This window comes from Vreelandella lutescens (assembly GCF_014640815.1).
GTDB classification, from domain to species: Bacteria; Pseudomonadota; Gammaproteobacteria; order Pseudomonadales; family Halomonadaceae; genus Vreelandella; species Vreelandella lutescens.
This window is the reverse complement of record NZ_BMHM01000005.1, coordinates 180019-199641: the sequence shown is the minus strand read 5'-3', so window position 1 is coordinate 199641 and position 19623 is coordinate 180019. Positions and strand designations below refer to the sequence as shown.

Here is a 19623-nt window from a genome sequence, read left to right as displayed (position 1 = left end):
GTCATATGAAAGATTTGGTGAAAGTACTCAAATCGCAGTCTCAGTCCGAAGAGTTCGACGCGATCAAGATTACCCTCGCGTCGCCGGACATGATTCGCTCCTGGTCGTTTGGCGAGGTGAAGAAGCCTGAGACCATCAACTACCGTACCTTTAAACCGGAGCGGGACGGTCTGTTCTGCGCCAAGATTTTTGGTCCGGTCAAAGACTACGAGTGCTTGTGCGGCAAATATAAGCGCATGAAGCACCGCGGTATCATTTGTGAGAAGTGTGGCGTTGAAGTCACCAAGGCCGCCGTGCGCCGCGAGCGCATGGGCCATATCGAGCTTGCCTCGCCGGTCGCTCACATTTGGTTCCTGAAATCACTGCCGTCGCGTATCGGTATGTTCCTCGATATGACTCTGCGTGATATCGAGCGCGTGCTCTACTTTGAAAGCTTTGTCGTTATCGACCCAGGCATGACCACGCTGGAGCGTGGTCAGCTGTTGAACGACGAGCAGTACTTCGAAGCGCTAGAAGAGTTCGGCGACGACTTTGATGCCCGCATGGGTGCCGAAGCGGTCCAAGAACTGCTGAAAGACATCGATCTGGAAGAAGAGATTAACCACCTGCGTGAAGAAATTCCGCAGACCAACTCTGAAACCAAGATCAAGAAACTGTCTAAGCGCTTGAAGCTGCTGGAAGCGTTCTACCACTCCGGCAATGCGCCGGCGTGGATGGTCATGGAAGTGCTGCCCGTGCTGCCGCCGGACCTGCGTCCGCTGGTACCGCTGGACGGCGGCCGTTTCGCGACCTCCGATCTTAACGACCTTTACCGTCGTGTGATCAACCGTAACAACCGCTTGAAGCGTCTGCTGGACCTCAATGCGCCGGATATCATCGTACGCAACGAGAAGCGCATGCTTCAAGAAGCGGTCGACGCGCTGCTGGATAACGGCCGCCGTGGTCGTGCCATCACCGGCTCTAACAAGCGCCCGCTGAAATCGCTTGCCGATATGATCAAAGGTAAGCAGGGCCGTTTCCGTCAGAACTTGTTGGGTAAGCGCGTCGACTACTCAGGCCGTTCGGTGATTACCGTCGGTCCGACGCTGCGCCTGCACCAGTGTGGTCTGCCGAAGAAAATGGCGCTTGAGCTGTTCAAGCCGTTCATCTACTCCAAGCTGCAGTCGCTGGGCCATGCGTCCACGATCAAAGCGGCGAAGAAGATGGTTGAGCGCGAACTGCCGGAAGTGTGGGACATCCTGGCTGACGTCATCCGCGAACACCCGGTGCTCTTGAACCGTGCGCCAACGCTGCACCGTTTGGGTATCCAGGCGTTTGAGCCGCTGTTGATCGAAGGTAAAGCGATCCAGCTGCACCCGCTGGTGTGTGCGGCCTACAACGCCGACTTCGACGGTGACCAGATGGCGGTCCACGTACCGCTGACCCTGGAAGCACAGCTCGAAGCCCGTGCGCTGATGATGGCGACCAACAACGTTCTGTCGCCCGCTAACGGTGAGCCCATCATCGTACCGTCGCAAGACGTTGTTCTGGGTCTTTACTACATGACCCGTGAAAAGATCAACGCCAAAGGCGAAGGCATGGTGTTCTCTGGCCTTAATGAGGTAGAGCGCGCGTTTGGTACACAGTCAGTCTCACTACACGCCCGCGTGAAAGTGCGTCTTGACGAAATCGATGTCGAAGAAGAGACCGGTGCGCGTAGCTTCCACCGTCGCATTTACGACACCACTGTGGGCCGTGCGCTGCTGTTCCGTATTCTGCCGGAAGGCGTGCCGTTCGCACTGATCGATCAGCCGATGAAAAAGAAGGCGATCTCCAGTCTGATCAACGAGGTATATCGTCGTGCTGGTTTGAAGCCGACTGTTATCTTTGCTGACCAGCTGATGTACACCGGTTTCCGTTTGGCAACGTGGTCGGGTGCTTCTATCGGTGTTAACGACTTCGTTATCCCCGAAGCCAAAACCGAGATCGTTGACGCCGCGGAAGCGGAAGTTAAAGAGATCGAAGATCAGTTCTCTTCTGGTCTGGTAACGGCGGGTGAGAAGTACAACAAGGTTATCGATATCTGGTCCAAGGCGAACGATAAAGTTGCCAAGGCGATGATGGTGGGTATCTCGAAAGAGACGGTCGTTGATCGTGACGGTAATGAAGTAGAGCAAGACTCCTTCAATAGCGTCTTCATCATGGCCGACTCCGGTGCCCGTGGTAGTGCTGCACAGATTCGTCAGCTGGCGGGTATGCGTGGCCTGATGGCCAAGCCGGATGGCTCGATCATCGAAACACCGATCGTGGCGAACTTCCGTGAAGGTCTGAACGTACTTCAGTACTTCATCTCGACCCACGGCGCACGTAAAGGTCTGGCGGATACGGCACTGAAAACGGCCAACTCCGGTTACCTGACTCGTCGTCTGGTAGATGTTGCTCAGGACTTGGTGATTACCGAGACCGACTGTGGCACCGAAAACGGCCTGACGCTGCACCCGATCATCGAGGGTGGCGACATCATCGTACCGCTGTCTCAGCGTGTACTGGGTCGTGTGGTTGCGCAGGACGTGGTTGACCCGAGCACCGAAGAAGTATTGATTCCGCGTAATACGCTGCTGGATGAGAAGTGGTGTGCATCGCTGGACACCATGGGTGTGGACGAAATTATCGTTCGTTCAACCATCACCTGTGATACCGCGCATGGCGTATGTTCGTCCTGTTACGGACGTGACCTTGCCCGTGGCCACCAGGTCAACATCGGTGAGTCTGTCGGTGTTATCGCCGCGCAGTCGATCGGTGAGCCGGGTACCCAGCTGACCATGCGTACGTTCCACATCGGTGGTGCGGCATCGCGCTCTTCAGCGGTCGATAGCGTTCAGGTGAAGCACGGCGGTAAAGTGCGCCTGCACAACATCAAGCACGTTGAGCGTGCCGACGGGAAACTGGTTGTCGTGTCTCGTTCAAGCGCCCTGGCCGTTGCCGACGATCATGGTCGTGAGCGTGAGTACTACAAGCTGCCCTACGGTGCTGAGCTTTCCGTACGTGATGGCGATGTCGTTGATGCCGGTGCCGTGGTCGCTAAATGGGATCCGCACACGCATCCGATCATTGCCGAGGTAGAGGGTAAGGCGCAGTTCATCGACCTCGACGAAGGTGTCACCATGCACCGCAGTGTCGATGAGATGACCGGTCTGTCGTCTATCGAAGTCATCGAGTCGGCAGCACGTCCGATGGCGGGCCGCGATAAGCGTCCGATGGTAATGCTGAAAGACGCGGCGGGTGAATACGTCTCCGTCTCCGGCTCCAACACGCCGGTACAGTACCTGTTGCCAGGTAACTCCATTATCTCTGCAGATGATGGTGCGACGATTGGCGTGGGTGAAGTCGTTGCCCGTATCCCGGTTGAGGCCTCGGGTAACAAAGACATCACCGGTGGTCTGCCGCGCGTTGCCGACCTATTCGAAGCGCGTAAGCCGAAAGAGTCTGCGATTCTTGCAGAAATCAGCGGTGTTATTAGCTTCGGTAAAGAGACCAAGGGTAAGCGTCGTCTGACGATTACTCCGGAATCTGGTGATCCGTTTGAAGCGCTGATCCCGAAATGGCGTCAAATCGCCGTCTTCGAAGGGGAAGCGGTTGAGAAGGGTGAAGTCATTTCCGATGGCCCGAGTAACCCCCACGATATCCTGCGTCTGCTGGGTGTCGCGGAACTGGCGAAATACATTACTGCCGAAGTGCAGGATGTCTATCGTCTGCAAGGTGTAGGCATCAACGATAAGCACATCGAAGTCATCGTGCGTCAGATGCTGCGTAAGGTAGAGATCACTGATTCTGGTGACTCTGACTTCATCACCGGCGATCAGGCTGAGCTTGTGCGTGTGCTTGAGCAAAACGTACGGCTTGAGAAAGAAGGTAAGTTCCCAGCCAAGTATCAACGCTTGCTGCTGGGTATCACTAAGGCCAGCTTGGCCACTGAGTCGTTCATTTCAGCGGCGTCGTTCCAGGAAACGACACGCGTACTGACCGAAGCAGCGGTAACCGGCAAGCGCGACTACCTGCGTGGCCTGAAAGAGAACGTGGTGGTTGGGCGTCTGATTCCGGCAGGTACCGGTCTGACGCACCACGCAGAGCGTCGTCGCAAGCGCGAAGACGTAGAGCGTCTGTTCAATCCCTCGGCGACCGAGGTAGAACAGGAGCTGGGTGCTCAGTTGACAGCGTTGGATTCAGACGACGATCTGTAACCTGCGATAGGCAACGAGCAGCCACGAGCGGCTGGCCCTTATGGCGTGGTCTTGCTGGTGAATTCGCCAGCAAGACTTGACGCCACCTAGGGTCAGCCTTTAGAATGCGCAGCCTTTAACAGTGGGGTGGGTGCGCCCGCATCCGCTGCCCGTATTTGTTTAAAGGCTAAGGCAACCATTGGAGTCAGCTAAACACCATGGCAACGATTAATCAGCTAGTGCGCAAGCCGCGCAAGCGCCCCGTCACCAAAAGTGACGTGCCTGCGCTTCAGGCATGCCCGCAAAAACGTGGCGTATGTACGCGCGTTTACACCACTACCCCTAAGAAGCCGAACTCGGCCCTGCGTAAGGTTTGCCGTGTGCGCCTGACGAACGGCTTTGAAGTGTCTTCTTACATCGGTGGTGAAGGTCACAACCTGCAAGAGCACTCTGTTGTTCTGATTCGCGGCGGTCGTGTAAAGGATTTGCCAGGTGTGCGTTATCACACCGTTCGTGGCGCCCTTGACACCTCTGGCGTACAGAACCGTAAGCAGGGTCGTTCTAAGTACGGTACTAAGCGTCCGAAGTCCTAAGGTCGCTTATCACGGCGCATCGCGCGGTGGCGTTACCTTTTATACGAATATGACGGTCTGATAAGAGTAAGGTCGGGCAACGCTGAAAGCGAATGTTAGTCCCGGGTTTACCTGAAGGATCCTTAATTGAGGGCTTATCATGCCTAGAAGAAGAGTTGTAGCTAAACGCGAAATCCTGCCGGATCCTAAGTTCGGAAGTGAGCGTCTGGCGAAGTTCATGAACCACCTGATGGTCAGCGGCAAGAAGTCCATAGCTGAGCGCATCGTTTATGGTGCGTTGGACAAGGTTGCCGAGCGCAGTAAAGAAGAGCCGCTGGAAATCTTCGACAAAGCGCTGGAAACCATCCAGCCGATGGTCGAAGTGAAGTCGCGCCGTGTAGGTGGTGCGACCTATCAGGTGCCGGTTGAAGTTCGTCCGTCACGCCGCCAAGCGCTTGCTATGCGCTGGTTGGTAGACGCTGCGCGTCGTCGCGGTGAGAAAACGATGGTTCAGCGCCTGGCAGGTGAAATGCTGGATGCCGCTGAAGGCAAAGGCTCGGCTGTTAAGAAGCGTGAAGATGTGCACCGTATGGCGGAAGCCAACAAGGCCTTCTCTCACTATCGTTTCTAAGCTCGGCGTTTCTAGGTTTGTGTTTTCTTTTGCCGGTTGCGCTGCGTTAAAGACATTTTTCGTCATGTTGCAACACGCCGCCGCTATCGTTGTCGATGGCGGCGGTGGCATAGGCAAAGATTACACCGCTGGATTAACGAGCATCGCCAACTAACGGGAGCTTCACCGTGGCACGCAAGACTCCACTAAATCGCTATCGCAATATCGGTATCGTCGCTCACGTTGACGCGGGTAAAACCACGACAACTGAACGCGTACTGTTCTACACCGGTCTTTCCCACAAAGTGGGCGAAGTACACGACGGTGCAGCGACCATGGACTGGATGGAGCAGGAGCAGGAGCGTGGTATCACTATCACCTCAGCTGCAACTACCTGTTTCTGGCAGGGCATGAGCAAGCAGTTTGATGAGCACCGTATCAACATCATCGACACCCCTGGACACGTTGACTTCACTATCGAAGTTGAGCGTTCACTGCGTGTTCTTGATGGTGCGGTCGTTGTACTGTGTGGTTCCTCCGGCGTTCAGCCGCAGACCGAAACCGTATGGCGTCAGGCTAACAAGTATGAAGTTCCGCGCATGGTCTTCGTCAACAAGATGGACCGTACCGGCGCTGACTTCTTCATGGTTGTTAACCAGCTGAAAGAGCGTTTAGGCGCTAAAGCTGTGCCGATCCAGATCAACTGGGGCACGGAAGAAGATTTCAAAGGCGTTATCGACCTGATCGAGATGAAAGCCATCTTGTGGGACGAAGAAAGCCTGGGTATGAGCTTTGAGCTTGTCGATATCCCAGCTGAGCTGCAAGAAGCCGCTGAGAAATATCGTGAAGAGATGGTCGAAGCTGCCGCTGAAGGCTCTGAAGAGCTGATGGACAAGTACCTTGAAGAAGGCGAGCTAACGATCGCTGAAATCAAGGCTGGTCTGCGTGCGCGCACGTTGGCGAATGACATCGTTCTGGTTACCTGTGGTTCTGCCTTTAAGAACAAAGGCGTTCAAGCAGTGCTGGACGGCGTTATTGAATACATGCCTTCACCGACAGAAGTTAAAGCGATTGAAGGTGAATTGGACGACAAAGACGGCACCATCGCTACTCGTGTAGCCGATGACAGTGCGCCGTTTGCGGCGCTGGCGTTTAAAATCGCCACCGACCCCTTTGTTGGTACTCTGACGTTCATCCGCGTTTACTCGGGCGTTCTGAAGTCTGGTGACGGCGTTTATAACTCCGTTAAGCAGAAGAAAGAGCGCGTTGGCCGTATCGTACAGATGCACGCCAACTCACGCGAAGAGATCAAAGAAGTACTGGCGGGCGACATCGCAGCTTGTATCGGTCTGAAAGATGTGACCACGGGTGACACCCTGTGCGATATCGATAACAAGATCGTTCTTGAGCGCATGGAGTTCCCGGATCCGGTAATCTCTGTTGCCGTTGAGCCGAAGTCTAAGGCTGACCAAGAGAAGATGGGCGTTGCACTGGGCAAGCTGGCTCAGGAAGATCCCTCCTTCCAGGTTAAAACTGATGAAGAGACCGGCCAGACCATCATCTCTGGTATGGGCGAGCTCCACCTGGACATCATCGTTGACCGCATGCGTCGCGAGTTCAAGGTTGAAGCTAACATCGGTAAGCCTCAGGTTGCCTACCGCGAAACTATCCGCGGCAATATCGAGCAAGAAGGCAAGTTCGTACGTCAGTCCGGTGGTCGTGGTCAGTATGGTCACGTTTGGCTACGTATCGAGCCGCTGACTGCAGCAGAGAAGGGTGAAGGCGAAGAAGAAATCTTCTTCAAGTTCAACTCTGAAATCGTAGGCGGCACGGTTCCTAAGGAATACGTACCTGCGGTTGAGAAGGGTGCTTTTGAGCAGCTCAAAAACGGTGTCATCGCGGGTTACCCGATGATCGACGTTAAAGTAACGCTGTTTGATGGCTCCTTCCATGACGTGGACTCGAACGAGACTGCGTTCAAGATTGCTTCTTCTATGGCAGTGAAAGAAGGTGCCAGGAAGGCCAAGGCCGTGCTGCTGGAGCCGGTGATGAAGGTCGAAATCGTGACCCCCGAAGAGTTTATGGGTGACGTCATGGGCGACCTGAGCCGTCGTCGCGGTCTGGTGCAGGGCATGGATGACTCTTCTTCTGGTAAAGTCATTCGTGCAACGGTGCCACTGGGTGAGATGTTCGGTTACGCAACCGATCTGCGCTCACAGACCCAGGGCCGTGCGAGCTACTCTATGGAGTTCGCGAAGTACGAGGAGGCGCCCTCCAGCGTCGTTGAAGCCGTCATCAATCAAAACGGTTAACCGTTAGCTAACGTAAAGAGGTTATAGCAGTGGCTAAGGAAAAATTCGAACGTTCCAAACCGCATGTCAACGTCGGCACCATTGGTCACGTCGACCACGGTAAAACGACTCTGACAGCGGCCCTGACCCGTGTGTCTGCCGAAGTATTCGGTGGCGACTGGCGTGAGTTTGATACCATCGATAACGCTCCGGAAGAGCGCGAGCGCGGTATCACCATCGCTACGTCTCACGTTGAGTACCAGTCTGAGCAGCGTCACTACGCTCACGTTGACTGCCCGGGACACGCTGACTACGTCAAGAACATGATCACCGGTGCTGCGCAGATGGACGGCGCGATCCTGGTATGTTCTGCTGCTGACGGCCCGATGCCGCAGACTCGCGAGCACATCCTGCTGTCTCGTCAGGTTGGCGTACCGTTCATCGTTGTGTTCCTGAACAAAGCGGACATGGTTGATGACGAAGAGCTGCTCGAACTGGTAGAGATGGAAGTTCGCGAACTCCTCGACCAGTACGACTTCCCGGGCGACGACACGCCGATCATCACCGGTTCTGCCCTGATGGCACTGAACGGTGAAGACGAGAACGGCATGGGTACTACCGCCGTTGCTAATCTGATCAAAGCTCTGGATGAGTACATCCCTGAGCCGGAGCGTGCCATCGACCAGCCGTTCCTGATGCCGATCGAAGACGTATTCTCTATCTCTGGCCGTGGTACTGTTGTTACCGGTCGTGTAGAGCGCGGTATCGTGAAAGCCGGTGAAGAAGTGGAAATCGTGGGTATCCGCGACACCACCAAAACCATCGTTACTGGCGTTGAAATGTTCCGTAAGCTGCTCGACGAAGGTCGTGCTGGTGAGAACGTTGGCGCCCTGCTGCGTGGTACTAAGCGTGATGACGTCGAGCGTGGTCAGGTTCTGGCCAAGCCGGGCACCATCAAGCCGCACACTACCTTCGAAGCAGAAGTATACGTACTGTCCAAAGAAGAAGGTGGTCGTCACACGCCTTTCTTCAAGGGCTACCGTCCCCAGTTCTACTTCCGTACCACTGACGTAACAGGTACTTGTGAACTGCCGGAAGGTGTTGAAATGGTCATGCCGGGTGACAACGTGCAAATGGTTGTTACTCTGATCGCTCCGATCGCCATGGACGAAGGTCTGCGCTTCGCTATTCGCGAAGGTGGTCGTACCGTTGGTGCTGGCGTTGTGGCCAAAATCGTTCAGTAATCTGATTACTTGATGATTAGAGGGGGCTCTTGCGAGCCCCCTTTTCTGCGCACCAAGAGCAAATGTTTGACATAGGCTTTTGGCGTGCCTATAATGCGCATCCTTTGAATGCGTGGGTAGACGGCTCGCGCCGTCGACATCCATTGGAGTTTAGGGCAAATGCAGAACCAAAAGATTCGCATTCGGTTGAAAGCGTTCGACCATCGCCTGATCGATCAGTCCACAGCGGAGATTGTTGAAACCGCTAAGCGCACTGGTGCTCAGGTACGTGGGCCGATCCCGCTGCCGACCAATCGCGAGCGCTACACCATCCTGATTTCACCGCACGTCAACAAAGATGCGCGTGATCAGTATGAGATTCGTACGCACAAGCGCGTGCTCGACATCGTTGAGCCGACCGAGAAAACTGTTGATGCATTGATGAAGCTTGATCTCGCCGCTGGCGTAGACGTGCAAATCAAGCTCGACTAATTACACTAGACACTTCGCGGCCCAGCGCTCACCGTTTCTAGTATGTGAGCAGCAGCCGCCGCGCCGTGAGGCGCCACACAATGTGCTAGTGGAATGCTCTGGAAAGGGCAGCCATAGCGGGTGATAGCCCCGTACACTATAGGAGACTGAGTATGACTATCGGTTTAGTCGGTAAAAAGGCCGGGATGACCCGTGTCTTTACCGAAGATGGCGCATCCGTGCCCGTGACCGTTATTGAAGTTGATCCTAACCGTGTAACACGCGTTAAGACCATTGAGTCTGACGGTTACGCAGCGGTTCAGGTGACTACAGGTTCTCGTAAAGCCAAACACCTCACCAAAGCGCAGGCTGGACAGTTTGCCAAGGCGGGTGTTGAGGCTGGTCGTTCACTGATGGAATTCCGCCTTTCTGAAGGCGAAGAAGCTCCTGAAGTGGGTGGCGAAATCACCGTATCCCTCTTTGAAGCTGGTCAGATGATTGACGTGACCGGCACCTCTAAGGGTAAAGGCTTCCAGGGTGCTGTTAAGCGCTGGAACTTCCGTACCCAAGACAACAGCCATGGTAACTCCCTGTCGCATCGTGCGCCGGGTTCTATCGGCATGTGTCAGACACCTGGTCGCGTATTTAAAGGCAAGAAAATGGCCGGTCAAATGGGTAACACCCGTTGCACCGTACAGAGCCTTGAGATCGTCCGTGTCGACGCCGAGCGTAACCTGCTGCTGATCAAGGGCGCTGTACCGGGAGCTACCGGTAGCAACGTTATCGTTCGCAGCGCCGTGAAAGCTGGCTGAAGGGGATAATTACCAATGAATCTGAATCTTGCTGCAGGCACGGGTACCGTTGAAGTAGCCGACGCCACTTTTGGCAAAGAATTCAACGAAGCGCTGGTTCACCAGGTCGTCACTGCCTACTTGGCTGGTGGTCGTCAGGGTACTCGCGCTCAAAAGAGCCGTTCCGATGTTCGTGGTGGTGGTAAGAAGCCATGGCGTCAGAAAGGCACCGGTCGTGCACGTGCCGGTACCATTCGCTCTCCGCTGTGGCGCAGCGGCGGTGTCACTTTCGCGGCGCGTCCTCAGGACTTTAGCCAGAAAGTTAACCGCAAAATGTACCGCGCGGCGATGCGTTCCATCCTGTCTGAACTGGTACGTCAAGAGCGTTTAGTCGCTATTGAAGAGTTCAGCGTAGATGCGCCGAAGACCAAGCAGGTAGCTGCCAAGCTGAAAGAGCTCAACCTTGAGAAAGTGTTGATCGTGACTGAAGAAGTTGACGAAACGCTCTATCTGGCCGCACGCAACCTTCCCCACGTTGACGTGGTGGATGTCGCTGCAGCTGATCCGGTGAGCCTGGTTGCCTTTGATAAGGTCCTGGTCACCGTCTCCGCCCTGCGTAAATTCGAGGAGAAGCTGGCATGAACCAGGAACGCGTATTCAAGGTTCTGCTTGGACCGCACGTGACCGAAAAGGCCGCGATGGCAGCCGAGCGCAACCAGTACGTTTTCAAGGTGGCAAGCGATGCTACCAAGCCCGAGATCAAGAAGGCCGTTGAAGCACTGTTCGGCAAGAAGGTCGGCAGCGTTCAGGTACTGAACGTGAAGGGTAAAACTAAGCGTACTGCTCACGGCGTTGGCCTGCGTAAGGGTTACCGCAAAGCGTATGTGACCCTGGCTGCGGGTGAAACGCTCGAAGACTTCTCTGGCGCCGAATAAGGGCAGGAGTACGGATAATGGCAATCGTCAAGACCAAACCCACATCCGCCGGTCGTCGCCACGTCGTTAAGATCGTTGGTGAGGAACTGTACAAAGGCCGTGCTTATGCACCGCTTTTGGAAAAACAGTCCAAGTCTGGTGGGCGTAACAACTACGGTCGCATCACTACCCGCCACGTGGGCGGTGGTCACCGTCAGCATTACCGGCTGATCGATTTCAAACGCACCAAGGATGGCATTCCGGCCACCGTTGAGCGTCTGGAACACGATCCGAACCGCAGTGCGCACATTGCACTGCTGAAGTATGCCGATGGTGAGCGTCGTTACATCATTGCACCGAAAGGTGTCAGCGCGGGTGACGTGCTGGAATCTGGTGTTAACGCGCCCATCAAGAAAGGCAATGCCTTGCCGCTGCGCAATATTCCGCTTGGTTCTACCGTTCACGGTATCGAACTGAAGCCGGGTAAAGGTGCGCAGATTGCTCGCAGTGCCGGTACTAGCGCCCAGCTGGTTGCTCGTGAAGGTAACTACGCTACCCTGCGTCTTCGCTCTGGCGAAATGCGTAAGGTGTTAGCTGAGTGCCGCGCGACCTTGGGTGAAGTGAGCAACTCCGAGCACAGCCTGCGTCAACTTGGCAAGGCCGGTGCGAAGCGCTGGAGAGGCGTGCGTCCGACTGTTCGCGGTGTCGCGATGAACCCGGTGGATCACCCGCACGGTGGTGGCGAAGGCCGCACCAGTGGTGGCCGTCACCCGGTATCCCCATGGGGTGTGCCGACTAAGGGTCATAAGACGCGTAAGAACAAGCGCACCGACAAGCTGATCATTCGTCGTCGTAATAAGACGCGTTGATCTAAATTGCCAAGACATTAAGAGGTAACGGCTGTGCCACGTTCACTAAAGAAAGGTCCCTTCATTGACCTTCATCTTTTGAAGAAGGTAGAGGCTGCAGTGGAGAAGAACGATCGCAAACCGATCAAGACTTGGTCGCGTCGTTCGATGATCCTGCCAAACATGGTAGGCCTCACAATCGCTGTCCATAACGGTCGCCAACACGTCCCGGTGCATGTCTCCGAGGAAATGGTTGGTCACAAGCTGGGCGAATTCGCTGCTACTCGCACATATCGCGGGCATGCGGCGGACAAGAAAGCCAAACGGTAAGCCAGAGAGGATTAAGAGATGGAAGTCACAGCTAAGCTGAGTGGCGCTGCTTTATCCGCACAGAAGGCCCGTTTGGTGGCTGACCAGGTGCGCGGTAAACCGGTCGCCGAAGCTCTTGACCTGCTGACCTTCTCCCCGAAGAAGGCTGCCAAACTGGTCAAGAAAGTGCTTCAGTCCGCCATCGCGAATGCGGAAGAAAACAACGGCATGGACATCGACGAGCTGCGTGTCTCGACCATCTGCGTCGATGAGGGCATGACGCTTAAGCGTATCAAGCCGCGCGCCAAAGGCCGTGCGGATCGTATCTTGAAGCGCACCTGCCACATCACCGTCAAGGTAGCCGAGAAGTAGGAGTCGACCAGATGGGTCAGAAAGTCAATCCAACAGGCATTCGACTGGGCATCGTCAAAGACCATGCTTCTGTCTGGTATGCCGAGCGCGGCGCCTATGCCGATAAGCTCAACAACGATCTCGAAGTGCGCAGCTTCCTGGAAGAGCGTTTGAAAAACGCCTCCGTAAGCCGCATTCACATCGAGCGTCCGGCTAACAATGCCCGCATCACCATTCACACTGCCCGTCCGGGTATCGTGATTGGCAAGAAAGGTGAAGATGTCGACCGTCTGCGTCGCGATCTCACCGAGATGATGGGTGTCCCGGTTCATGTGAACATTGAAGAAGTTCGCAAGCCGGAGCTGGATGCCAAGCTGGTTGCTGCTAACGTAGCAGGTCAGCTTGAGCGTCGCGTTATGTTCCGTCGTGCGATGAAGCGCGCGGTACAAAACGCAATGCGTCTTGGCGCTGGCGGCATCAAGATTCAGCTGTCAGGTCGTCTTGGTGGTGCCGAAATCGCACGTACCGAATGGTACCGCGAAGGTCGCGTTCCGTTGCACACTCTGCGTGCGGACATCGACTACGCCACTTACGAAGCTCACACCACCTACGGCGTCATCGGCGTCAAAGTGTGGATCTTCAAGGGCGAAATCCTCGGCGGTATCGAGGAAGTACGTGCCAAGGCTAAGCAACAGCAGCCTGCCGGCAACGCGCCCAAGAAGAAAGGTTCCAGGTAAGGGGAGAGCGAGTCGATGTTACAGCCCAAGCGTATGAAATTCCGCAAGATGATGAAAGGCCGCAACCGTGGTCTGGCTCATCGCGGAAGCAAGATCAGCTTCGGGGAATACGGCCTAAAAGCTACCGGTCGTGGCCGCATCACTGCGCGTCAGATCGAAGCAGGCCGTCGTGCGATCACACGTCACGTTAAGCGTGGCGGTAAGATCTGGATCCGCGTTTTCCCTGACAAGCCGATCTCCAAGAAGCCGCTCGAAGTTCGTATGGGTAAGGGTAAAGGTTCAGTTGAGTACTGGGTAGCCCAGATCCAGCCGGGTCGGGTCCTGTATGAAATTGAAGGTGTATCCGAAGAGCTGGCCCGTGAAGCATTTGAACTGGCCGCACAGAAGATGCCCCTGTCCACCACCTTTGCGAAACGGACGGTGATGTGATGAAAGCCCAGGAAATTCGTGAAAAGTCCGCAGGAGAGCTCCAAGAGCAGCTCCTCGAGCTCCTCCGCGAGCAGTTTAACCTGCGCATGCAGAAGGCCACTGGCCAACTGAGCCAGACTCATCTGCTCAAGCAGGTCCGTCGGGATATCGCCCGCGTTAAGACTATGCTCAACGAGAAGGCAGGTGATTGAGATGGCCGAAGAGAAAAAAACACGTACGCTAACCGGCAAGGTGGTTAGCGACAAGATGGATAAGTCCATCGTCGTCATGATCGAGCGTCGTGAGCGTCACCCGATCTACGGAAAATACGTCAAGCGCTCCACCAAGCTGCACGCCCATGATGAGGCGAACCAGGCAAAGGCAGGCGATACGGTTTCCATTCAGGAGTGCCGTCCGCTTTCCAAGAAGAAAGCCTGGACGCTGGTCGAGGTGGTTGAACACGCCAAGGGTTAATCCCAAGGCTGTCCAACCAGTGCAGTCAGATTAGGTTTGGAGAAAACCGATGATTCAGACTCAGACAATGCTGGATGTCGCCGACAACAGCGGAGCGCGCCGGGTGCAATGCATCAAGGTGTTAGGCGGTTCACACCGTCGCTACGCCCGCGTTGGTGACGTCATTAAGGTAACGGTGAAAGAAGCGATTCCGCGCGGTAAGGTCAAAAAAGGCCAAGTGCTGAAAGCGGTTGTCGTTCGCACCCGTAGTGGCGTCCGTCGTAGTGACGGTTCGCTGATCCGTTTCGATGGAAATGCGGCAGTTTTGTTGAATAACACCAACGAACAGCCGATCGGCACGCGTATCTTCGGGCCGGTAACTCGTGAACTTCGTAATGAGAAGTTCATGAAGATCATTTCCCTAGCGCCTGAAGTGCTGTAAGGAGCGAGGCGGATATGCAAAAGATCAAACGTGACGATGAAGTCATCGTCATCGCCGGGAAGGATAAAGGCAAACGTGGCACCGTTAAGCGGGTATTAGAAAACCGCTTCGTGGTGTCCGGTGTGAACATGATTAAACGTCACACCAAGCCTAATCCCATGGCGGGAAATCAGGGCGGTATCGTCGAGCGTGAGGCTCCGATTCACGCGTCCAACGTAGCCATCTTCAATTCGGAGACCGGTAAGGCGGATCGCGTCGGCTTCCAAGTTAAGGAAGACGGTACCAAGGTACGTATCTACAAGTCGACGCAGACGCAGATCGACGCCTAACGCGAGTCGGGTAGCAAAATGGCGAACTTGAAAGAACGTTATCAAAACGAGGTGGTGGCTCAACTCAAAGAGCAGTTCAGCTACGCCAACGTAATGCAGGTACCACGGATCACGAAAGTGACTCTGAACATGGGTATCGGCGAAGCGGTCAGTGATAAAAAACTGATCGACAACGCCATCGGCGATCTGGAGAAGCTCTCTGGTCAAAAGCCGCTGGTGACTAAAGCACGTAAGTCCATCGCGGGCTTCAAGGTGCGCGAAGGTTGGCCGATCGGTATCAAAGTAACACTGCGCTCCGCGCGTATGTGGGACTTCCTGGACCGCTTGGTGAACATTGCGATTCCTCGCGTGCGTGACTTCCGTGGTCTCAATCCGAAGTCTTTTGACGGTCGCGGCAATTACTCTATGGGTGTGCGTGAGCAGATCATCTTCCCAGAGATCGAGTATGATAAAATCGATCGCGTACGGGGGCTGGACGTCACTATCACTACTACCGCCAACACCGACGAGGAAGGTCGTGCGCTGCTTGCAGCACTGAACTTCCCGTTCAAGAAATAAGGGTTGGATCATGGCTAAGAAAAGTATGGTAGAGCGTGAGCTCAAGCGTACTCAGCTAGTCGAGAAGTTTGCGGCTAAGCGCGCAGAGCTCAAGAAAATCATCTCGGACGTGAACGCTTCTGAAGAAGATCGTTTCGAGGCGACGCTGAAGCTGCAGCAACTGCCGCGCGACTCAAGCCCGGTGCGTCAGCGTAACCGCTGCCGCGTGACTGGCCGTCCGCACGGTTTTTACAACAAGTTCGGCCTCGGCCGTAACAAGCTGCGTGAAGCCGCCATGCGTGGCGACGTCCCTGGTCTGAAAAAGTCCAGCTGGTAACGCTACGTAGAATCATCAGGAGCGCACATTAAATGAGCATGCAAGACACTCTGGCGGATATGTTTACCCGTATCCGCAATGCGCAGATGGCCACCAAGGAGACGGCTACCATGCCGTCCTCCAAGCTGAAAGTTGAAGTGGCCCGAGTGCTAAAGGAAGAAGGCTACATTACCGACTTTACGGTGGCTGAAGGCGTTAAACCCGAGCTCACCGTGACTCTCAAGTACTTTGAGGGTAAGCCGGTTATTGAGCACATTCAGCGGGTTTCCAAGCCGTCTCTGCGCCAGTACAAGGGCAAGGACAACCTGCCTAAGGTCGCCGATGGTCTGGGTATCGCGATTGTCACCACCTCTAATGGTGTCATGACCGATCGTGCCGCGCGCCAAGCAGGCGTCGGTGGCGAAGTCATCTGCACCGTATTCTAGGAGGCTGGAATGTCCCGCATAGCGAAATATCCGGTTAAAGTGCCTGCCGGCGTTGAGGTTAAAATCAATGCCGACCAGCTGACCGCCAAAGGCGGCCAGGGCACACTATCTATGACTGTTCACCAAGATGTGGTGATCGGTCAAGAAGATGGTCAGCTGACCTTCGCCCCGAGTGAGTCTGCCAAGAGCTGGGCAATGGCCGGTACTACCCGCGCCTTGGTTCAGAACCTGGTAACGGGCGTATCCGAGGGTTTCACAAAAACTCTCGAAATTGTTGGCGTCGGTTATCGTGCCCAAGCTAAGGGCCAGACGCTCAATCTTTCACTGGGCTTCTCGCACCCGGTCGACTACGAACTGCCTAAGGGTGTTACAGCGGAAACGCCGAAAAACACCGTGATCGTGCTGAAAAGCGCGGACAAGCAGATGCTCGGTCAGTGCGCCGCGGAAATCCGCGCCTTCCGTCCGCCAGAGCCGTATAAAGGCAAAGGTGTACGGTACGCCGACGAGCAGGTGCGTCGCAAAGAAGCCAAGAAGAAGTAAGGCAGGGTTATGAACGCGAAGAAAGAATCTCGTCTCCGTCGTGCCCGCCGCGCTCGCGCCAAGATCCGCGAGCTGGGCGTGTATCGCCTGTGCGTCAACCGTACCCCGCGTCACATCTACGCGCAGATTATCTCGCCGGATGGTGGCAAGGTGCTGGCCAGCGCTTCTACGCTGGACAAAGCACTGCGTGAGGGTGCGACCGGTAACTCAGACGCGGCCTCTAAGGTCGGTGCTCTGATTGCCGAGCGCGCTAAAGAAGCAGGCATCACCCAGGTGGCCTTCGACCGTGCTGGCTTTAAGTATCACGGTCGCGTCAAGGCTCTGGCCGACGCCGCTCGTGAAGGCGGCCTGGAATTCTAAAGGGTTTTTACGATGGCGAAGAACGAACAGCAAAGCGGTGATCTGCAAGAGAAGTTAGTGCAGGTCAACCGCGTCGCCAAGGTGGTCAAGGGTGGTCGTATTTTCGGCTTCACCGCACTGACCGTCGTTGGTGATGGTAAAGGTCGTGTCGGTTTTGGTCGTGGCAAGGCGCGTGAAGTGCCGGTCGCAATCCAAAAAGCGATGGACCAAGCTCGTCGCAACATGGTCAAGGTTAACCTTGCAGGCCATACGCTTCAGTACCCGGTAAAAGCCCGTCACGGTGCTTCCAAGGTGTACATGCAGCCGGCTTCTGAAGGTACCGGTATCATCGCTGGTGGCGCCATGCGCTCTGTATTAGAGCTGGCCGGCGTTCACGATGTACTGGCCAAGTGCTACGGTTCCACCAACCCGGTTAACGTGGTACGAGCGACTGTTAAAGGTCTCTCTGCCATGCAAGGACCGGAAGACATCGCCGCTAAGCGCGGTCTGTCTGTCGAAGCGATCACGGGGTAAGGCACCATGGCAGCAACGATCAAGGTCACTCAGATCCGCAGCACCATCGGCGTTTTGCCCAAGCACAAGGCTACTATGAAGGGCCTGGGTCTGCGTCGCATCGGTCATACGGTTGAGCTGGAAGACACCCCTGCCGTTCGCGGCATGGTCCACAAGGTGAACTACCTTGTGCGCGTTGAGGGAGAGTAATCCATGAAACTCAATACCCTGAGTCCGGCACCGGGCTCCAAACACGCTGCAAAGCGCGTTGGTCGTGGTATCGGTTCCGGTCTTGGTAAGACCGGTGGCCGTGGCCACAAAGGTCAGAAATCTCGCAGTGGCGGCAGCGTCAAGCCTGGTTTCGAAGGCGGTCAGATGCCGCTGCAGCGTCGTCTGCCGAAGTTTGGCTTCACGTCTGCTAAGTCGCTGGTATCTGAAGAAGTACGCCTGGCTGAGCTTGCCAAGGTTGCTGGTGATGAAGTCACCATGGAAACCCTGAAGCAAGCCAACGTGCTGAAGGATGCTACGCTACACGCGAAGATCATCCTTTCTGGCGAACTGAACAAGGCGGTTACCGTTCGTGGTATCAAGGTCACCAAAGGTGCCCGTGAAGCGATCGAAGCCGCTGGCGGCAAGGTAGAGGACTAAATGGCCAAGTCAGGAAATATGCCGGCGATGGGCAGCGGTCTGAGTGAACTGTGGGCGCGTTTGCGCTTCGTGCTCCTCGCCATCGTGGTGTACCGTATTGGTGCCCACATTCCCGTTCCCGGTATCAATCCTGACCAGCTTGCTGCCTTGTTTAGGGAGCAACAGGGCACCATCCTGGGCATGTTCAACATGTTCTCGGGTGGCGCCCTGGAGCGCATGAGCGTCCTCGCCTTGGGCATTATGCCTTATATATCGGCGTCGATTATCATGCAGCTTATGACTGCGGTCTCCCCTCATCTTGAACAGCTCAAGAAAGAGGGTGAGGCTGGCCGCCGCAAGATCAGCCAGTACACCCGCTACGGCACGGTGATACTGGCACTTGTCCAGGCTACCGGCATGTCCGTAGGTCTGGCTAGCCAAGGCATCGCGTACAGCGCTGACTTCAGCTTCTATTTCACTGCGATCATCACCTTTGTGTCGGGCGCGGTGTTTATGATGTGGCTAGGTGAGCAGATCACTGAGAAGGGTATCGGCAACGGCATTTCGCTGCTGATCTTCGCAGGGATCGTCGCTGGGCTGCCCAGTGCCGTGGGGCAAGCCTTTGAGCTTGCTCGCAACGAAGGGGCCTGGAATGTTCTTCCGCTGTTAGCGCTGTCAGTGCTAGGTATTGCCACCGTAGCGTTTGTGGTGTTCATTGAGCGCGGCCAACGCCGCCTCAAAGTGAACTACCCACGACGCCAGGTCGGCAATAAGATGTATGCAGGCCAAAGCAGCTACTTGCCCTTGAAAGTGAATATGGCGGGTGTTATCCCAGCCATCTTTGCTTCCAGTATTCTTCTCTTCCCGGCCTCAATCGGTCAGTGGGTGGGTGCTGGCGAAGGAATGGAGTGGTTGCAGCGTGCATCGCAAGCGTTAGGCCCAGGCCAACCGCTTTACATCTTGCTTTTCGCGGCGGCAGTGGTATTCTTCTGCTTCTTTTACACAGCGCTGGTCTTCAACCCCAAGGATGTGGCTGACAATTTGAAAAAGTCAGGCGCCTTCCTGCCGGGCATTCGCCCCGGCGAGCAGACCGCTCGCTATATCGACAAAGTGATGACTCGTCTCACTCTGTTCGGTGCCTTGTATATCACTGCGGTTTCCTTGATGCCCCAGTTCCTGATTGTAGCGTGGAACGTACCGTTCTTCTTCGGCGGCACGTCGCTTCTGATCGTGGTAGTGGTCATCATGGACTTCATGGCCCAGGTGCAGTCGCATCTCATGTCGCATCAATATGACTCAGTGATGAAGAAGTCCAACCTGAAAGGCTACGGTAGCGGCGGCATCATGCGCTGAGGCG

At 55.5% G+C, this 19623-nt stretch carries 27 protein-coding genes; all 27 read left to right on the top strand.

All coding sequences use genetic code 11. The annotated features are described in order from the left end of the window. Positions 1-5 precede the first annotated feature (5 nt). The 27 genes from rpoC to secY all read left to right on the top strand — a co-directional run bounded on the left by rpoC (position 6) and on the right by secY (position 19619). Entirely contained in the window at positions 6-4220 is a 4215-nt protein-coding gene (gene rpoC / locus IEW65_RS14050) for a DNA-directed RNA polymerase subunit beta' (RefSeq protein WP_188640076.1), read from the top strand. 197 nt (positions 4221-4417) lie between these two features. Continuing rightward, positions 4418-4792, top strand: coding sequence for a 30S ribosomal protein S12 (gene rpsL, locus IEW65_RS14045; RefSeq protein WP_009098973.1), 375 nt, complete (start codon positions 4418-4420; stop codon positions 4790-4792). Between the two features lie 139 nt (positions 4793-4931). Further along, the gene (rpsG, locus tag IEW65_RS14040) at positions 4932-5402 is read left to right on the top strand and encodes a 30S ribosomal protein S7 (RefSeq protein WP_106374971.1); all 471 of its coding nucleotides are present in this window, start codon (positions 4932-4934) and stop codon (positions 5400-5402) included. A 167-nt stretch (positions 5403-5569) separates the two neighbouring features. Continuing rightward, positions 5570-7693 carry an elongation factor G gene (gene fusA / locus IEW65_RS14035; protein WP_188640075.1) on the top strand — a complete coding sequence of 708 codons (2124 nt, stop codon included), beginning with the start codon at positions 5570-5572 and terminating at the stop codon, positions 7691-7693. A 29-nt stretch (positions 7694-7722) separates the two neighbouring features. Beyond that, entirely contained in the window at positions 7723-8916 is a 1194-nt protein-coding gene (tuf, locus tag IEW65_RS14030; protein ID WP_188640074.1) for an elongation factor Tu, read from the top strand. 159 nt (positions 8917-9075) lie between these two features. After that, entirely contained in the window at positions 9076-9387 is a 312-nt protein-coding gene (rpsJ, locus tag IEW65_RS14025) for a 30S ribosomal protein S10 (protein WP_009098983.1), read from the top strand. A 152-nt stretch (positions 9388-9539) separates the two neighbouring features. Then, the gene (gene rplC, locus IEW65_RS14020; protein ID WP_188640073.1) at positions 9540-10178 is read left to right on the top strand and encodes a 50S ribosomal protein L3; all 639 of its coding nucleotides are present in this window, start codon (positions 9540-9542) and stop codon (positions 10176-10178) included. Between the two features lie 15 nt (positions 10179-10193). Beyond that, positions 10194-10799 (top strand): 50S ribosomal protein L4, encoded by a 606-nt coding sequence (rplD, locus tag IEW65_RS14015; RefSeq protein ID WP_188640072.1) that lies wholly within the window; start codon positions 10194-10196, stop codon positions 10797-10799. After that, entirely contained in the window at positions 10796-11092 is a 297-nt protein-coding gene (gene rplW / locus IEW65_RS14010) for a 50S ribosomal protein L23 (protein ID WP_009723902.1), read from the top strand. Before rplD ends, rplW begins: the two co-directional genes overlap by 4 nt. A 17-nt stretch (positions 11093-11109) precedes the next feature. After that, the gene (rplB, locus tag IEW65_RS14005; protein WP_009723901.1) at positions 11110-11940 is read left to right on the top strand and encodes a 50S ribosomal protein L2; all 831 of its coding nucleotides are present in this window, start codon (positions 11110-11112) and stop codon (positions 11938-11940) included. Between the two features lie 33 nt (positions 11941-11973). Further along, complete coding sequence (rpsS, locus tag IEW65_RS14000; protein ID WP_009098993.1) at positions 11974-12249, top strand: 30S ribosomal protein S19; 276 nt, start codon at positions 11974-11976, stop codon at positions 12247-12249. Between the two features lie 18 nt (positions 12250-12267). Next, complete coding sequence (gene rplV, locus IEW65_RS13995) at positions 12268-12600, top strand: 50S ribosomal protein L22 (RefSeq protein WP_044628831.1); 333 nt, start codon at positions 12268-12270, stop codon at positions 12598-12600. A gap of 11 nt (positions 12601-12611) precedes the next feature. Then, positions 12612-13316: a 30S ribosomal protein S3 gene (gene rpsC / locus IEW65_RS13990; protein ID WP_018917731.1), complete on the top strand. Its 705-nt coding sequence runs from the start codon at positions 12612-12614 to the stop codon at positions 13314-13316. 15 nt (positions 13317-13331) lie between these two features. Continuing rightward, complete coding sequence (gene rplP / locus IEW65_RS13985) at positions 13332-13745, top strand: 50S ribosomal protein L16 (RefSeq protein ID WP_007112000.1); 414 nt, start codon at positions 13332-13334, stop codon at positions 13743-13745. After that, positions 13745-13936 carry a 50S ribosomal protein L29 gene (gene rpmC, locus IEW65_RS13980; RefSeq protein WP_096276518.1) on the top strand — a complete coding sequence of 64 codons (192 nt, stop codon included), beginning with the start codon at positions 13745-13747 and terminating at the stop codon, positions 13934-13936. The genes rplP and rpmC overlap by 1 nt, the downstream gene beginning before the upstream one ends. A 1-nt stretch (position 13937) precedes the next feature. Then, positions 13938-14198, top strand: coding sequence for a 30S ribosomal protein S17 (gene rpsQ, locus IEW65_RS13975; protein WP_188640071.1), 261 nt, complete (start codon positions 13938-13940; stop codon positions 14196-14198). A 49-nt stretch (positions 14199-14247) separates the two neighbouring features. Continuing rightward, positions 14248-14619: a 50S ribosomal protein L14 gene (gene rplN / locus IEW65_RS13970; protein WP_009723896.1), complete on the top strand. Its 372-nt coding sequence runs from the start codon at positions 14248-14250 to the stop codon at positions 14617-14619. 14 nt (positions 14620-14633) lie between these two features. Next, on the top strand, positions 14634-14948 hold the full coding sequence (gene rplX / locus IEW65_RS13965; protein WP_009723895.1) for a 50S ribosomal protein L24: 315 nt from the start codon (positions 14634-14636) through the stop codon (positions 14946-14948). A gap of 18 nt (positions 14949-14966) precedes the next feature. Then, positions 14967-15506 carry a 50S ribosomal protein L5 gene (gene rplE, locus IEW65_RS13960; protein ID WP_054640904.1) on the top strand — a complete coding sequence of 180 codons (540 nt, stop codon included), beginning with the start codon at positions 14967-14969 and terminating at the stop codon, positions 15504-15506. A gap of 10 nt (positions 15507-15516) precedes the next feature. Further along, the gene (rpsN, locus tag IEW65_RS13955; protein ID WP_188640070.1) at positions 15517-15822 is read left to right on the top strand and encodes a 30S ribosomal protein S14; all 306 of its coding nucleotides are present in this window, start codon (positions 15517-15519) and stop codon (positions 15820-15822) included. Positions 15823-15854: 32 nt separating this feature from the next. Then, a complete protein-coding gene (rpsH, locus tag IEW65_RS13950) occupies positions 15855-16247 on the top strand; it encodes a 30S ribosomal protein S8 (RefSeq protein ID WP_009723892.1) in 393 nt (130 codons plus the stop codon). A gap of 9 nt (positions 16248-16256) precedes the next feature. Continuing rightward, entirely contained in the window at positions 16257-16787 is a 531-nt protein-coding gene (gene rplF, locus IEW65_RS13945; RefSeq protein WP_083026201.1) for a 50S ribosomal protein L6, read from the top strand. A gap of 9 nt (positions 16788-16796) precedes the next feature. Continuing rightward, the gene (gene rplR, locus IEW65_RS13940) at positions 16797-17147 is read left to right on the top strand and encodes a 50S ribosomal protein L18 (protein WP_008959159.1); all 351 of its coding nucleotides are present in this window, start codon (positions 16797-16799) and stop codon (positions 17145-17147) included. 12 nt (positions 17148-17159) lie between these two features. Next, entirely contained in the window at positions 17160-17660 is a 501-nt protein-coding gene (gene rpsE / locus IEW65_RS13935) for a 30S ribosomal protein S5 (RefSeq protein ID WP_188640069.1), read from the top strand. Between the two features lie 6 nt (positions 17661-17666). After that, the gene (gene rpmD / locus IEW65_RS13930; RefSeq protein WP_188640068.1) at positions 17667-17849 is read left to right on the top strand and encodes a 50S ribosomal protein L30; all 183 of its coding nucleotides are present in this window, start codon (positions 17667-17669) and stop codon (positions 17847-17849) included. A 3-nt stretch (positions 17850-17852) separates the two neighbouring features. Continuing rightward, a complete protein-coding gene (gene rplO / locus IEW65_RS13925) occupies positions 17853-18287 on the top strand; it encodes a 50S ribosomal protein L15 (RefSeq protein WP_162217886.1) in 435 nt (144 codons plus the stop codon). After that, positions 18288-19619, top strand: coding sequence for a preprotein translocase subunit SecY (gene secY / locus IEW65_RS13920; protein ID WP_054640906.1), 1332 nt, complete (start codon positions 18288-18290; stop codon positions 19617-19619). The last annotated feature ends 4 nt before the right edge of the window (positions 19620-19623 follow it).